A 15552-nucleotide genomic window follows, 5' to 3' on the forward strand; every position below is an offset into this window, starting at 1 on the left:
AATAGCTCATTTCTTGCTGACTTTGAATCCGAAGATTCGTTTGTGTTTGTGTCCCCGACAGAGTCGGTTTAACAAACTGTATTTGTTAACGTTTTGCTGTTCAGTTTTCAAGGTTCATTTATTGTAAGTTGCTGTCGGTTTATGTCGTTCTCGTCGACTGCTTAATTAATATACCATCCATCAAAAACAAAGTCAACGGTTTTGTAAAAGTTTTTTAAGAGATTGTTAAACCTTCATTAATTCCCTATCATTCAACCGCTTGAATTGTGCATTTTCCAACGTTGCCTTCTATTGAAAATAACAGTTCCCTATTGTCCTATTCAAGGGAACTGTTATTTCGATTACTTGATAAACATAAAGTACAACACAAAGATGACCCACAGACCGTACATAATCGGATGAATCTCTTTCCGACGTCCACTTAAAATCATCGTGATTGGATAGAAGATAAACCCGATTGCGATTCCTGTCGCGATGCTGTACGTCAGTGGCATGGCGATAACCGTTAAAAATGCCGGAACTGCAATTTCAAATCTTGTCCATTCTATATTCCCCAACGTCGATACCATCAACACTCCGACGATAATCAGTGCAGGAGCAGTCACTTCAGAAGTGATGACGAACAATAACGGTGAAAAGAATAAGGCCAGCAAAAAGAGAACTCCCGTTACAATAGAAGCAAATCCCGTTCTTGCTCCTGCTGCAACACCTGCTGAAGATTCAATGTAAGAAGTCGTTGTTGATGTTCCGAAAACAGCACCGGTTACAGTCGCAAGTGAATCTGAAAGAAGTGCTTTCCCTGCTCGTGGCAATTTATCATCTTTCATAAGCCCCGCCTGATTTGCAACCGCAACAAGCGTTCCCGCTGTATCAAAGAAGTCTACAAATAAGAATGTAATGACGATGACGAGGAATTGAGTCGTCAATAATGAACTCGGATCTTGGAATATCGTCTCGAACGCTGCACCGAATGTTGGGGCTACACTTGGGACTTTATCGACGACTTTTTCAGGTAGGTCGATTAGACCCGCAATCATCCCCACAATTGTAGTCACGATCATTCCATAAAATATAGCACCTTTAATCTTTCGAACCATCATGACTACCGTAATGACAAGACCAAAAATAGCAAGCAATGTCGGACCATTCGAGAGATCCCCTAATGTTACAAGCGTATTAGGATCCGCAACGATAATTTTCGCATTTTGAAATCCAAGGAAAGTGATGAAAAGTCCAATTCCAGCTCCCACTGCAAACTTAAGCTGCATCGGGATTGCATTGATAATAATTTCACGCAAACCAGAGAGAGAGAGGACGATGAAAATCAGACCTGAGCATAACACGCCTGTCAACGCAGTTTGCCAAGGAATCCCCATTCCTAACACAACTGAAAATGCAAAGAATGCGTTAAGCCCCATGCCAGGTGCCAATCCAATTGGATACTTCGCAATCAATCCCATAAACAGTGAACCTACAGCAGCAGCTAATGCAGTTGCGACGAATACTGCACCTTTGTCCATACGCATTGCATCAGGCAAATCCGGGACTGCGTCAAGAGATAACATCAACGGATTGACGATAAGAATATACGCCATGGCAAGAAAAGTCGTCAGACCTCCGATGATTTCCCGGCGATAATTTGTACCAAGTTTATCAAACTCAAAGTATTTCTTCATTTGTACCTTCCGTTGCCAAAAACCTATAAAAATCTATAGGCAATGTTTGCTTCCTATTTCCTCGTGCCCACTTTTTCCGAAGCTACTCGCATTTAGTGTGACACTCTACAGGCGTAAATTCGGATACAGCGAATCCTACATAGTTGAGTTTTCTTATGAAATGAAACTTCTCAACTTTACTTATGCTTGGTTTTCGCTTTACAGTATACACCGACACCCTCACGATTCCACTCGATGATTACACCACTTTCGCAATGTATGGGATTCACACGGACTACCAATCTTATACCCGACATTTAATCCTACAAACATAAAATTTGGCTAACGGTTTTCACCTTCCTCTACCTTAAATTTTACAGACAAAAAAGCATACGACATAAACATCGTATGCTCCCCAAAAACAAATCCAATTAGAAGGTTGTCCCTTCCTATGAAATCGTAGTCGAAACATTTAAGGTGTTTCGGTAGAAACTTCCGAGCCATATCCTCGGCTTTATACGATAACTTCTATTTTATTCAGCAAAAGCCTCCGGCGGATGCCACGGATTTTTAAAGGAGTCAATCGAGCTTACTCGATTCAAAATCCGGGCGCAATTACGCCGAGGCGTAATTGATTTTACTCCCACTCAATCGTGCCACCTGGTTTCGGAGATAGGTCGTAGCACACTCGGTTAATATTTTTCACTTCATTAATAATCCGATCAGTGATTTTCAGAAGGATTGGCCATTCGATTTGTTCTACCGTTGCTGTCAAAGCATCTACAGTGTTTACTGCACGAATAATGACTGGATATTCATACGTCCGCTCATTGTTGCGTACACCGACAGATTTGAAGTTGGGCACAACTGTAAAGTACTGCCAAACCTTTTGGTCTAATCCTGCGAGTGCAAATTCTTCGCGTAAAATAGCATCTGATTCGCGTACTGCTTCCAGACGATCAGGCTCAATTTCACCTAAAACACGCACACCTAGACCTGGTCCTGGGAATGGTTGGCGATATACCATATCATGCGGAAGACCCAACTCAACCCCACATGCACGAACTTCATCTTTGAATAATTGGAATAATGGTTCCACTAATTCAAATTTCAAATCTTCTGGAAGCCCTCCAACATTATGGTGAGATTTGACGACTTTATGCGTTTTCGTGCCGGATTCTACGATATCCGGATAGATTGTTCCTTGCGCCAGAAAGTCAATCCCTTCCAGTTTACGCGCTTCTTCTTCAAACACACGAATAAACTCATTGCCGATAATTTTACGTTTCTCTTCTGACTCGGCTACCCCTTTTAGTTTACCTAAGAAACGCTCGCTTGCATCCACGTAAACAAGGTTTTCCTCCAAGTCTTTTTCGAACATTTGAATGACGCCCTCAGACTCATTCTTACGCATTAAACCGTGGTTTACATGCACACAAACTAATTGCTTGCCGATTGCCTTAATTAGTAATGCTGCAACAACAGACGAATCTACGCCGCCTGAAAGAGCCAACAATACTTTCTTATCGCCTACTTGTTTACGAATTAAAGCCACTTGATCATCGATGAAATTTTTCATATTCCAGTTCGCTTCCGCCTTACATGTATGGAACACGAAGTCTTTTAACAATGCTTTTGTTTCTTCTTCACTTGGCCATTGCTCGAGCGTTTTCAATGCTTTTGTTGAAGGATGATTCACGCTAATGACCGGAATATTTAAAGAGTAAATTTCATCTAATACATCGATTGCTTCTCCATCAATGATATTATTTTTACCGCCATTTAAAATAATTCCTTTTACCGTTTTTAACTGTTCAATATTTTGAGATGTAATGTCATGAGGATGAATCTCGCTATATACACCTAGCTCACGAATCCAACGTGCAATTGCCGTATTCTCACTACTACCTAAATCCAACACTAAAATATTGTCCTGCTTCAAGTTGACACAACCTCCTCTTAATCCAACCATTCTACACCTTTCCGGCTGTTTCAACAAATATTTTTTTACTTCATCGGTAACCAAATTATATTCTAAACATTGTATCTCCTACGACTATACCTCAAAAATCAACCCGAAGTCCTGTTGATTAAATCTTCCCACATTTCTTTCAAGAATACCCAATCATGCTCGGTTGTATTCGCACCATACAAACCTTTTTCGTAAGCTGCCGTCAACGCGCTCATCTGGTCCCCACCGAAATGGGCATCGACATCCGTCGCGTAATCGTTTAGCGTCATCCCTTCCGATCGCTTCAAACCTACACGGTCAAGCTGCTTCAACAAACTTTGATAGCGTTTGACAAAGGCATCCCAATCATCCGCTTCCGATCGATAGGTCCTTAAAAGAAACTTCGGCATCCATTTCACTCGACTGCGATAAAAGCTCCAAACCACGAGGGCAATCACTAGTATGACCGCAACAATCCACCCGATATACTTTTTCAACCCCGAGGTAAACAGGCTTACATATTTCTTCGCATCGAATGACTTCGCCTTTTCAACCGGGTCTTTGGATTGTTCTTCTTTTGGTTTGTTCTTCTCATCCCTTTCCGCCACTTGGGGGTCATTTGCTTCCAATTCAATATCGTATTCGATATCCGTCAAATTAGTAAAACCGATTGTCGGTTCAAATGGCATCCATCCAATGCCCGGTAAGTACGCTTCCACCCATGAATGGGCCTCGTTATTCGTAATCTGATAAACGCGTTCGCCTTCGTCATTCAAACGATATTCACCGGGAGCAAACCCTTTCACCCAGCGGGCAGGAATATCAAGCGCACGGAGCATCACGACCATGGACGTTGAAAAGTTATCACAATAACCTCTCTTTGTTTCAAAAAGAAATTGGTCTACATAATCTTCATCAGCATCCGGTATAGAGACCTGTTGTTGTGCATAAACAAAACCGCTTCTACCAAAATACCTTTCAATCGCCTTCGCTTTATCATAAACGCTCTCTTGACTTTCGGTAATGGACACCGCCAGTTCTCTTACTCGCTCCGGCAACGCATCCGGCAACTGTAAATACTGCGAGAACGAACTGTCCAATGTCTGTAAGTCTTGCATATTTGTCTCTCTTAACGCTTTCAGACTATATTCCGGTTCCACAAATTCAATTTCGTAAGCGGAAAGCGAATCATTGCGTCCATCAATTTCGGTCCGGTATTTCCCTGTAGCTTCAGAATGAAGAAATTCGACATTGGCATCCGCATACACTTTCTGAATGCCATAAGGGTAGACAATGAATGGAAAATCGAGTGACACTTGTACATCTGTACGCTGGAGAACTTCGGGATTGGATTGTGCATAGTCCACCATTTCCATACCAGATGAATAGCTTGTTTCACTCTGATCTGGAAATAGCTGTTCCCACCCTTTTGTCGTATAAGTGTTTTTCGTTTCGATTTTCCAGTACTGTTTGCTCGCCACTTTCGCTTCGAAAACAAGCGTATCATCTTGTTCGAATGAACCGCCGAGCTGTGAATCATCCGTTCCATACCCGCTCGTCATCATACCCGCACCATTTCCTGAGCCATCTGTTCCTGTCCCCTGAACGAACGACTTCACGTAGGGTACAGGATCCGGCCATACCGGGTCTTTCTTCGGCATTACATTGGCAAGTGTACCGCTCAGTACAACGAAGAAGAGCAAGGGTAGAGAAACAGTTAAAAATGCACCTGTTGGAATCGGGGTATTGTGCTTCTCAGCTAATTTTGAGATGAACAGCAGGCCAAGCAATAATAAGCCTGTCACCATGATGAGAAAGATGGAGCTGTCTGTAGATAACGGACTGAACGTATCAATCGTTGCAACAAAAATAACGGTCATACTATAAAAAAGTAAAATACTTTTCCTTACTTCAATCCAATGGCGAATCAAGTAAGTCGTCATCCATAATAGTGAAAAAAACAATAATGTCCGAAAAGGGTTCGTAATATTTTCCCAATCACCACTCATAAGGGTCGGGACATTGGACAATAAATCTTGCACCAAATAGCCGATGCGACTGATCGATATGAATTTTTCATCCAAATAGATATATTGGATGGCCCACATGATATACAAGAATTTCACCGGAACTGCAATCCACCATTTCACCCGTCCTAATGCCAAGGCAAAAACGATGGCGATAAAAAGGAGGAACAGCCCCAAATAATTCGTATCGGTCAATGCCATAACTGGGAGAAGCCACTCCCTTAACAGCACGAAAGCAAGAAGATACAAAATGGCGAGAAGCCGTCTGTCCATCGGTGTTCCAGTCATAATCCTCACCTTCTTTATCAACGACGCCTTATATTTGCGCCCAGAATTTGAATTGCTTCGCACACTCTCAGTATTCATCTCTCCACTGATGCAAGTCAGGATGCCTACCGGTTAAAACCGATGCTCTTCCAGTAAGTACACATGAATTCCCCTCGACTTCGCAATTTGGATAGCATTCACCACGCTGGGCGAAGGTTCTTTCCCTTGACCAGTTACTACATAACAGACGAGCGTTCCGTTACTTTTCACACTTTGCACGATCGGTTGAAGGAACGTCCAATCGGGATTTCCCGTAATGACAACCGCACTCCCCCCAACAAGCGTTGTACTAACCATATCACTCACAAGACCTGTCGCCACTTCCGACGGTTGTATTTTAGCTAAGTGAACAAGCGCTTGATGCAATTGTGCATCAGATTGGATAAGAGGATAGCGAGAAATTTCCTTTCCTGCTGTCATAAGCGCAAGACCGGCCTGATTTTTTGAAGCTTCTTTTATAAGCGAAGCCGTGAGTTCAACGATATCTTCAAACACTTCTGTTTTTCTTCCATCCATAATCACTAATAAGTCTTGGGATCTTCTATCCTCGAATTCTTTCGTCATCAACGTTTGTGTACGCGCAAAAGATTTCCAGTGGATCCATGTCACCCGATCGCCGGGTTGGTAATTTCGGACACCTGTTGCCAGCGTTGTATCTTTGATAATATTCAAAGGAGATGCAAGTGTACCGTGGTCATATTGAGTCTCGATCGGAGCATATTGAAACGCGATCGTTTTCGGGAAAATAAGCACTGTATGCCGCAACGGAACCCATTTCTTTTTCCGGACCCAGCCGAAAAAATCCGCCACTTCTATTTCGATCCCTTCCAGCACATGCTCGCCCCGTGGCATTTGCTCGATTTCATATTCCCATTTCTTTTCTTTCCGGAAACCGAACAGAAACAATCGTTTCCATGCGTTTCCCGCTACTGTGAATCGTTCAGGTTCTGCCCATTTGTCCGTCACGACGGTATAGAGCAAGGGAAAAAAACTGTTTCGCCTAATCGATAACGAAACGATTAGCTTCCCACCACTTTCAACAATTGGCGTTCGAATCTCCCGGCTGACCTTCACGTCCGACAACGGATAGAAAAACAGGAAAAGAGAATACAGCCCAAATGGCAGTATAATATAAAAAATTGTCCAACTGACTTGTCCGCCTTGAAACATCGCAAAAACAAATGCCGCTATCAAGACACTCACTACAAAGACAACTTGCATAGAACTGTTCAACACTTGCTTGACAATTTTCATCTTAACGTTGCCTTATCTACTGGAACACGGACCTTCATCAAAATCCGGTCCACGATTTCTGATGTGGAAATCCCTTCGTATCTCGCTTCAGGCGTTAAAATCATTCGGTGTTGGAAGACAAATGGTGCTAAATATTGCACATCATCCGGTATGACATAGGTTCTTCCTTTAAGCATCGCAAAAGCTTGAGAGGCCTTCATCAATGCAAGCGACCCTCGGGGGCTTACCCCCAGGTATACATACGGATTGTCACGTGTCTGTGCTACACAGTCGACAATATACAATTTGATGGTATCGTCAACCTTCACTCCCGTAACTGCCTGTTGAAGCTCTACTAATTCTTCTAATGTGACCACTGACCTCAATTGCTCGATCGGTACCGTTTTTTCTGCTCGCCCAAGCACTTCCATTTCCTCCGTCTTTGTTGGATAGCCCATTTTCAATTTGAATAGAAAGCGATCCAATTGAGCCTCTGGCAATGGATACGTCCCTTCGTATTCAATCGGGTTCTGCGTGGCCATGACGAAGAATGGTTGTGGGATCTGCATTGTTACACCATCAATCGTTATTGAAGCCTCTTCCATCCCTTCCAGAAGCGAAGATTGGGTTTTCGGCGACGTCCGGTTGATTTCATCTGCGAGAATAATATTCCCCATAATCGGACCGGGTCTAAACTCGAATTCCATCGCCTTTGGATTATAGATAGAAACGCCTAGCACATCAGAAGGTAATAAGTCCGGCGTAAATTGAATCCGTTTAAAATCAGCACCCACCGACCTTGCCAGCGCCTTGACCATCATCGTTTTTCCGACGCCCGGTACATCCTCAAGCAATACATGTCCGCCGGCAAGAAGCGCTGTCACGCACAGTTCCGCTATATCTCTTTTTCCAATCATGACCTGATCGATATTTGTCAAAATTCGATTGATTTTCTCTGTATGGTTCATGTCAGCTCCCCCAATTATATAGGACTTTCGATTTATCCGAAAATTAACAAAACATACCTTCATCATACAGGATTTCCTTTTCCTATACAACTTAAGCGCCGGGACCGAAAATAGTAACATTCAACTTATCTGATAAATAACCACCTCAAATTCCTACAAAAAAGAGTGTCGCCAAAGCCACAGTACGACTTTGTCAACACTCTGAAAAGACCGCTCAACAAATTTTTTCACTTCCAAAAATCATCAAAAATAGTAATCGGCATATGCCGCTTATGTGCAGAACGGAGAAATAGATTTTCAATGGTCATCTGGACTTCTTCCGGAACTTCTTTTCCTTCCAAATAATCATCGATCGCTTCATACGTTACACCGAGTGCGACCTCATCCGGTAAGGCGGGTTTATCTTCTTCCAAATCCGCGGTCGGTACTTTTAAGTAAAGATGTTCTGGACAACCGAGTTCTTTCAATAATTGTTTGCCCTGCCGTTTGTTCAAGCGATAAATCGGCATGAGATCGGCACCGCCATCGCCGAATTTCGTATAGAAACCGGTAATAGCCTCCGCTGCATGGTCGGTTCCGAGAACGATGCAATCATGCATGGCCGCAACGGAATATTGGGCTTTCATCCGTTCCCGCGCTTTTTCATTCCCCTTTGCATAGTCCGATAACGTCACTCCTGCAGCATTCAATGTTCGCTCACTCGCATCGACTGCGTCTTTAATATTCACAGTGTAAATTTTGGACGGTCCAATAAAATCCAAGGCATCTTGGCAATCCTTTTCATCGAACTGTGTCCCATAGGGAAGTCTGATCGCTATAAACTGATAGCGGTCCGTCCCTTCTTCTCGATTCAATTCATCGACGGCAAGTTGTGCCAGCTTCCCGACTAGCGTCGAATCCTGTCCGCCTGAGATTCCTAGGACAAATCCTTGTACGAAGGCATGTTTTTTCGCATATGTTTTCATGAAATCAATCGATTTTCGAATCTCTTCTTGAGAATCGATAACCGGTTGCACTTTCAACTCCGCAATGATCTTTTTCTGCAATGATTCCATCGTTCAATCACCTCATTGATTATCACTTATGATCGATATAATCCTCGACCATTTCCTGCACTTCCTGGATATTGCGCATTTTGTTATCCCAACATTTCTGGCTTAAATCTACAGGGTATTCCTCAGGGTTCAACGATCGTTTATATTCATCCCATAGGAGCCCCAAGTTTTCTTGGGCATATTCCCGCATTTGCATCAATGGTGGATTCGTATAGATGATTTCGCCATTTTCAATAACTTTGACATGCAGATCTTTCGCTTCGAAATTCGTGACGAACTTGGACACAAACGTATGCACAGGATGGAACATTTTAATACGTTTTTCCGATGCCGGATCTTCGTCGTACATCGTAATATAATCCCCTTCAGCCTTGCCATTTTCCCGGTCGATAATGCGGTACAATTTCTTTCGTCCTGGCGTTGTCACTTTTTCTGTTGTCGATGAAATTTTAATCGTGTCTTCCATCTCTCCCGCTTCATTTTCAATCGAGACGATTTTATAGACAGCGCCCAATGCCGGTTGATCGTACGCTGTAATCAGTTTCGTTCCGATCCCCCATACATCCACTTTTGCACCTTGCGCTTTCAAGTTAAGAATTGTATATTCATCCAAGTCATTCGACACGACGACTTTTGCTTCAGGGAAGCCAGCTTCGTCCAACATGCGGCGCGCTTCTTTCGAAAGGAAAGCAATATCTCCGCTATCAAGACGAATGCCGATGAAATTGATTTGATCGCCCAATTCTTTTGCAACTTGAATGGCCGTTGGAACGCCAATTTTCAATGTGTTGTATGTGTCAACGAGAAAGACGCAATCCTTATGGCGCTTTGCATAGGCATGAAAAGCTTCGTACTCACTCTTATATGCTTGGACCATGGAATGGGCATGCGTCCCCGACACCGGTATCCCGAATCGTTTCCCTGCCCGTACATTACTTGTCGCTTCGACACCACCGATAATCGTAGCACGGGCACCCCATATCGCCGCGTCCATCTCATGCGCTCGACGGCTACCAAATTCCATCACAACTTCCTCTTTCACCACTTGCTTGATGCGGCTTGCTTTTGTGGCAATCAATGTTTGATAGTTGACGATATTCAGCAATGCCGTTTCCACCAGCTGCGCTTCAATCAGTGTCGTTTCTACACGGATGATCGGTTCATTCGCAAATACGAGTTCCCCTTCCACCATCGAATACACATCGCCAGTGAAACGGACGTCTTTTAAATAGGTTATGAAATCGTCTCGGTAACCGAGCTCGTCTTTTAAATAGGCAAGATCACTTTCGCTGAAATGAAAATCACGTAAATAATCAAGAATCCGTTCCAATCCTGCAAATACCGCATATCCGTTCCCGAATGGCAAATTTCTGAAAAATAGCTCAAACACGGCCTTGCGCTCATGTATCCCATCCGCCCAGTAAGATTCCGCCATATTGATTTGATAAAGATCCGTATGTAAGGCTAAACTGTCATCTGCATAATTTGAACTCATGATAATCTCCTTCTTCCGAAAACTAAGTTATGACCATTATACACCAATTACCCTGATTTCGAGCCTTAATAACAGATTACTCCATTTTTCTAAACATTCAATTACGCCTCGGCGCAATTGCGTCCAGATTTTTTTCTAGCTCGCTCGAAAAGCTCCTCTAAAAAATCTGTGACATCCGCGGGCCTACAGGATGTATGTCATGCAGTCGTTGCGAATCGAACAGCGAAGAGTTCGATTTGCCGTATTTCTGCGATCTTTGCAGAAATTAAGGCACTTTCCTTTTAGGACGTCGCGCACATAGACTGCCCTCCATTATTCGTTCAGCGGGAGTTTTGACTCCCGCTAAACAGCATTCATCTCGCCACCTCTATAGGTGGCGAGATGAATGCTGAATGAAGATCAAAAAGAATCGATTTCTTCAAAATGAAATCGACTCTCTTTGATCCATTAACTTTTCTCTTTCGTCTTCCACGGTGTTCCTAACTTTGGAAGCGCCCAGCGATCCAAGCCATACCAACCTGCCACTTTCCAAGCGAGAACGAGCCAAGTCGCCAATATGAAAAGCAACGGGTTCGTGCTTAGTGTGCCGGCAAACAGAAAACTGACGTTCATCAATGCCCCGAAGAATGCCGCGATACCGGTTAGCAATCCAAACACTAAACCTAGGCCTACTAACAACTCTCCATAAGCCACGGCAAACGCGAATAACTTTGCATTCGGAAGAACAGTGCTCTCCAAAAAAGTTGCATACCATCCTGCCACATCTGCACCCTCTTGGGATTTTGCCAGTGAACCTTGCACAAATCCTTGGATGGCAGCTCCAGCATTTTCGCCAGTCCAAGCATCACTTTGCACTTTCCCCCAGCCAGCCTTCAGCCATGCATACCCTACGTAAAGACGAATAACTAACCAAATGAATGCAGAACGGGTATCGCTGAATAGAAAGCGGGAGACCGGATTTTCCGGAATGACGACCGTATGTTGCCCTTTCATCCAAAAAACCTCCTTTTCTCCTATTATATTGTTTTTAATACCCATTTTTCTGCTTTTTATCGCTGAAATTGTTACATTTTAGCGAATGATTAAAAATACATAGTTTTTCACAGGTTTATCCGACTATTCATCTAAAAAATACTAATCTATTTTACCTATCAATTAAAAAAAGCTATTCCGCAAGCTAATCGTCAACTCGCAGCATAGCCTTTTCGTACAATTTAGCTAAAGACATCTTCAAAAACCGATGATTCTAACAAGCCGACACCGATCAATCCATTGATAATGCCCGCATCCGAACAGCTCGTTGTCACAAAATCAGCTTGCTCCTTTAGTGCGGGTACTGCATTACCCATCGCGATGCCAGTTCCGACAAAGTCTAGCATTTCAAAATCGTTCGTCCCATCTCCGAAGGCATAGCTATTTTCCCGCTTGACGCCTAGTTGCTCCATAATTTTCTGAACGCCTACCGCCTTGGAAATTCCTGCCGGTAGCATATCTGATGCATGCTCCCCCCATTCGAGGAACGTATAATCCGCGTACCGTTGCATGTAAAACTGTGCATGCCTGCGTTCACAATAGATCTGAATTTGGTGAACAGGCGAATGCTTGTAAAATTCCTTTTCAACCAATGGATAATCGATTTTCATGTGCGCATAACTCGGATAGATGAGCGGATGTTTATCTGCATTCACCCTAATCTGCTGACAATTGGAATACGCCAATCCATGTCCATTGTCATAAGCAATTGTCGATAGATCATGCAGCATATCAAGATCCATTGGATTCGAGTAAATCTCTTTCCCTTCAAAGACGACATGCTGTCCATTCATCGACACATACGAAGAAATATTCAACTCATCAAGGAGCCAATCGAACATGCGTGGTGAACGGCCTGTCGAAATGGCAACAATAATCCCTTGCTCCTGTAGCGCTTGAATCGCCCGTTTAGATGACTCCAAAACAACTTTGTTTTCGTTCAACAACGTTCCATCCAAATCAAAAAAGACAGCTTTTTTCTCCACTAGACATTCCTCCTCGAAATGACATCCTTCATTAATTTGCAGTTGAACTTTTCAAATAACGAGTTTTCAATTGAGTAGAAAGTAGCTCGAGCCCAATCGCGACAAGCAAGATCGCATACGTGATAAAACCGACTTCCCGCAAATCAAAATAGAACCCTGAAGCCATGAACAATTCAAAACCAATTCCACCCGCTCCTGCAGCAGCCCCCATCGCCACCGCTACTGTAAAGTTCGTTTCAAAGCGTAGAAAAGTCCAAGACAATAACGAAGTAGCTGTGGAAGGGAGGACAGCATGTATTACGATATGCCACCAACTCGCGCCACTTGCACGCAACGCCTCTAAAATCCCTTCATCCAATTCTTCAAACGACTCCGCATATGCTTTTACTAAAAACGCAATCGTGTGAAACACCATCCCGATAATGGCGGCTTCACTTCCCAGCCCGGCAGCAATCGCAAAAATCAAAACCCATAGCACTGTAGGCACTGCGCGAATAAATGCCACCACTACAATAATCACATTGGACACTGCCTTAGGTGCTAGATTTTTGGCGGCGAACAGAGCGATAACGACAGAAAGTAACGCGCCTAAAACGGTTGATAAAAAGGCAAGCCCCATCGTTAAGCTAAGTTGATACATTGCCTCCCCTAACGAAAAATGGCTGAGTAGAGGCTGTAAAAACATCAACTTCACATTATGAAGCGTTGACATTGTCGCTTCGACAATCGAAATCCCTTTATAATCAAAAGTTAGAAACCCGTAGACGGTTAATAATAGGAGCATAACAAACGTCCCCGTCATGACCACTTGCGACTTATTCCACGCTTTGATTTTAATTTTTCCGGCGTGATTCCTTTTCAAGTCAAAGAGCAAATCGCTTTTTGCTAAAGTCATTACAATATCACCCTTCTTACATAATTGGATAGAAGCTCGATTCCAATGACGACAACTACAATACTGATCGTAATGAGGCAGACAACATGATAGTTCATACTTTTATAGTACAAATCGAATGCAAACCCGATACCCGTTCCCGTTAAAATACCAACCAATGTTGAGCTTCGAATATTCGTTTCAATCATAAAAAGCACCCAACTGATGATTTGCGGAGAACATTCCGGAATGACCGCTTTCGCTACGACTTGAAAATAGGTCGCCCCAGTTGCACGCAATGCTTCCACCGAACTGCTACTCGTTTCGTCAATCGTTTCGATAAAGGCCCGCGTCAAAAAACCGAACGTTGCAAGAAATAACGCGAAATACCCCGTCAAGGCACTTTGACCAAATGATAAAAGTAAAATAAGCGCCCAAGCGACGATGGGGATATTCCGATAAACCGAAGCAATGATTCTACTTAATGACCCGAAAAAAGAATTGATCTTCGTCGTGTGTGACCCCATTAGTGCCAATAATAAAGCCAATACACTGGCCGTTGTTGTAGCAGTAATCGATAGAAAGATGGTTTCGATCAATTTATCCAAAATGGAGGGCATTTTCGTCAAAGCCTGTTCCGTGACTACTAGATTCGATGCCATCCAGCTAAATGCTTTCGGCAATGTTAGGACACTGTGAAGGAAGTCGAAGTCCGTCATTCTTGCCGATAACAACGTAAGACCGATCACAATGACCATGAACAGCGTCATGCGTTGTTTCTTTTTTTGAAAAACTGCTATGTCCACAACCGTTCCTCCTACTCCATGATGAGTTCGCCGGCTTCAGATCCGTAGATCGTATGAATGGCAGACGAAATCAATTCGTTGGACGTGCCATCATAGACGACCCGACCACTATTCAAGCCGATAATCCGATCCGAATACTTCTTCGCCACATCCACCTGATGCAGATTGACGATACAAGTGATATCCAGTTCTTTGGAGATCGTCTGTAAATGATCCATAATGACCTTGGAGGCATTAGGATCCAAGGAAGCAATCGGTTCATCACAAAGTAGCAATTTCGGTGACTGAATCAACGCCCTTGCAATGCCGACACGCTGTTTCTGTCCTCCACTCAATTGGTCACACCTTTTATACGCATGCTCTTCCATCCCGAGCTTTTTCAGCAAGTTAAAGGCCTGCAATTTTTCTTCTTCTGTAAAATGACCTAAAATGCCTTGCCAGGTTGACTTATAGCCAAAACGGCCGTGCAACACATTTTCAATAACCGTTAAGCGAGAAACTAAATTATAATGTTGGAAAATCATCCCGATTTTTGTTCGATGTTTGCGCAACTCTTTTTTGGATAAAGCCATGACATCGACATCGTCAAAATGAATTTCCCCTTCCGATGTATCGATCATTCGATTGATGCATCGAAGAAAGGTCGACTTACCGGCGCCTGATGGACCGATAATGGAGACAAACTCCCCTTTTCGCACTTCCAGATTAATATCCGATAAGACGCGTTTGTCTTTGTCATATCGCTTGGATAGGTTTTGAACTTGTAACAAAGCCATTTATAAAAACTCCTTGTATCGATTTTGGAAGACGAGCAATCAATTACGCCTCGGCGTAATTGCGTCCAGTTTTTTTTCGAGCTCGCTCGAAAAGCTCCCTTAAAAAATCTGTGACATCCGCCGGAGGCTTGGGCCTGCATGATGCAGGTCATGCAGGCGTTGCCACAGGACGTGGCGACCTTAGCCTGCGTTCTTCTAGTGTTCAGCAGGCGTTTGAACACCCGCTGAACAGGAAACAAAACCTCATTCATCTCGTCACCTATAGAGGTGGTAGTCTTCTGTAGCTGACGCTTCGCTTTCAGTATAAAAAGATTTGCTGAATGAAAATAATAGAAAAAAAGCATGTGCAAAGAAACTGACTCCATTC

Annotated in this window: 12 protein-coding genes and 1 riboswitch; all 12 genes read right to left on the reverse strand. The window is 43.3% G+C overall.

What is annotated here, in order from left to right:
* Nucleotides 1–341: 341 nt before the first annotated feature.
* A complete protein-coding gene (locus ACFPRA_RS23125; RefSeq protein WP_381440028.1) occupies nt 342–1676 on the reverse strand; it encodes an NCS2 family permease in 1335 nt (444 codons plus the stop codon).
* Nucleotides 1677–2095: 419 nt separating this feature from the next.
* Nucleotides 2096–2197: riboswitch (purine riboswitch) on the reverse strand.
* A 95-nt stretch (nt 2198–2292) separates the two neighbouring features.
* Nucleotides 2293–3627 (reverse strand): glutamine-hydrolyzing GMP synthase, encoded by a 1335-nt coding sequence (gene guaA, locus ACFPRA_RS23130; RefSeq protein WP_381440031.1) that lies wholly within the window; start codon nt 3625–3627, stop codon nt 2293–2295.
* 98 nt (nt 3628–3725) lie between these two features.
* Complete coding sequence (locus ACFPRA_RS23135; protein ID WP_381440033.1) at nt 3726–5921, reverse strand: DUF4129 domain-containing transglutaminase family protein; 2196 nt, start codon at nt 5919–5921, stop codon at nt 3726–3728.
* A gap of 111 nt (nt 5922–6032) precedes the next feature.
* Nucleotides 6033–7214, reverse strand: coding sequence for a DUF58 domain-containing protein (locus ACFPRA_RS23140; RefSeq protein WP_381440035.1), 1182 nt, complete (start codon nt 7212–7214; stop codon nt 6033–6035).
* On the reverse strand, nt 7211–8161 hold the full coding sequence (locus tag ACFPRA_RS23145; protein WP_381440037.1) for an AAA family ATPase: 951 nt from the start codon (nt 8159–8161) through the stop codon (nt 7211–7213). The genes ACFPRA_RS23140 and ACFPRA_RS23145 overlap by 4 nt, the downstream gene beginning before the upstream one ends.
* Nucleotides 8162–8388: 227 nt before the next feature.
* Complete coding sequence (gene nadE / locus ACFPRA_RS23150; RefSeq protein WP_381440039.1) at nt 8389–9216, reverse strand: ammonia-dependent NAD(+) synthetase; 828 nt, start codon at nt 9214–9216, stop codon at nt 8389–8391.
* A 22-nt stretch (nt 9217–9238) separates the two neighbouring features.
* Nucleotides 9239–10711, reverse strand: a complete 1473-nt coding sequence (locus ACFPRA_RS23155) for a nicotinate phosphoribosyltransferase (protein ID WP_381440042.1) — start codon at nt 10709–10711, stop codon at nt 9239–9241.
* A gap of 447 nt (nt 10712–11158) precedes the next feature.
* Entirely contained in the window at nt 11159–11704 is a 546-nt protein-coding gene (locus ACFPRA_RS23160) for a DoxX family protein (protein WP_381440044.1), read from the reverse strand.
* A 221-nt stretch (nt 11705–11925) separates the two neighbouring features.
* The gene (locus ACFPRA_RS23165; RefSeq protein WP_381440048.1) at nt 11926–12729 is read right to left on the reverse strand and encodes a Cof-type HAD-IIB family hydrolase; all 804 of its coding nucleotides are present in this window, start codon (nt 12727–12729) and stop codon (nt 11926–11928) included.
* Nucleotides 12730–12760: 31 nt separating this feature from the next.
* On the reverse strand, nt 12761–13624 hold the full coding sequence (locus ACFPRA_RS23170) for an ABC transporter permease subunit (protein ID WP_381440050.1): 864 nt from the start codon (nt 13622–13624) through the stop codon (nt 12761–12763).
* Nucleotides 13624–14409: a PhnE/PtxC family ABC transporter permease gene (locus ACFPRA_RS23175; RefSeq protein ID WP_381440053.1), complete on the reverse strand. Its 786-nt coding sequence runs from the start codon at nt 14407–14409 to the stop codon at nt 13624–13626. Before ACFPRA_RS23175 ends, ACFPRA_RS23170 begins: the two co-directional genes overlap by 1 nt.
* A gap of 11 nt (nt 14410–14420) precedes the next feature.
* Nucleotides 14421–15185: a phosphonate ABC transporter ATP-binding protein gene (phnC, locus tag ACFPRA_RS23180; RefSeq protein WP_381440055.1), complete on the reverse strand. Its 765-nt coding sequence runs from the start codon at nt 15183–15185 to the stop codon at nt 14421–14423.
* Nucleotides 15186–15552 lie beyond the last annotated feature (367 nt).

The organism is Sporosarcina soli, assembly GCF_042655805.1.
In the GTDB taxonomy this organism is placed as follows: Bacteria; Bacillota; Bacilli; order Bacillales_A; family Planococcaceae; genus Sporosarcina; species Sporosarcina soli.

Coding starts and splice junctions, on each gene's coding strand:
- ACFPRA_RS23140 (WP_381440035.1), bottom strand. CDS start 7,214: ATGAAAATTGTCAAGCAAGTGTTGAACAGTTCTATGCAAGTTGTCTTT.
- nadE (WP_381440039.1), bottom strand. CDS start 9,216: ATGGAATCATTGCAGAAAAAGATCATTGCGGAGTTGAAAGTGCAACCG.
- ACFPRA_RS23155 (WP_381440042.1), bottom strand. CDS start 10,711: ATGAGTTCAAATTATGCAGATGACAGTTTAGCCTTACATACGGATCTT.
- phnC (WP_381440055.1), bottom strand. CDS start 15,185: ATGGCTTTGTTACAAGTTCAAAACCTATCCAAGCGATATGACAAAGAC.
- guaA (WP_381440031.1), bottom strand. CDS start 3,627: ATGGTTGGATTAAGAGGAGGTTGTGTCAACTTGAAGCAGGACAATATT.
- ACFPRA_RS23125 (WP_381440028.1), bottom strand. CDS start 1,676: ATGAAGAAATACTTTGAGTTTGATAAACTTGGTACAAATTATCGCCGG.
- ACFPRA_RS23145 (WP_381440037.1), bottom strand. CDS start 8,161: ATGAACCATACAGAGAAAATCAATCGAATTTTGACAAATATCGATCAG.
- ACFPRA_RS23135 (WP_381440033.1), bottom strand. CDS start 5,921: ATGACTGGAACACCGATGGACAGACGGCTTCTCGCCATTTTGTATCTT.
- ACFPRA_RS23160 (WP_381440044.1), bottom strand. CDS start 11,704: ATGAAAGGGCAACATACGGTCGTCATTCCGGAAAATCCGGTCTCCCGC.
- ACFPRA_RS23170 (WP_381440050.1), bottom strand. CDS start 13,624: ATGACTTTAGCAAAAAGCGATTTGCTCTTTGACTTGAAAAGGAATCAC.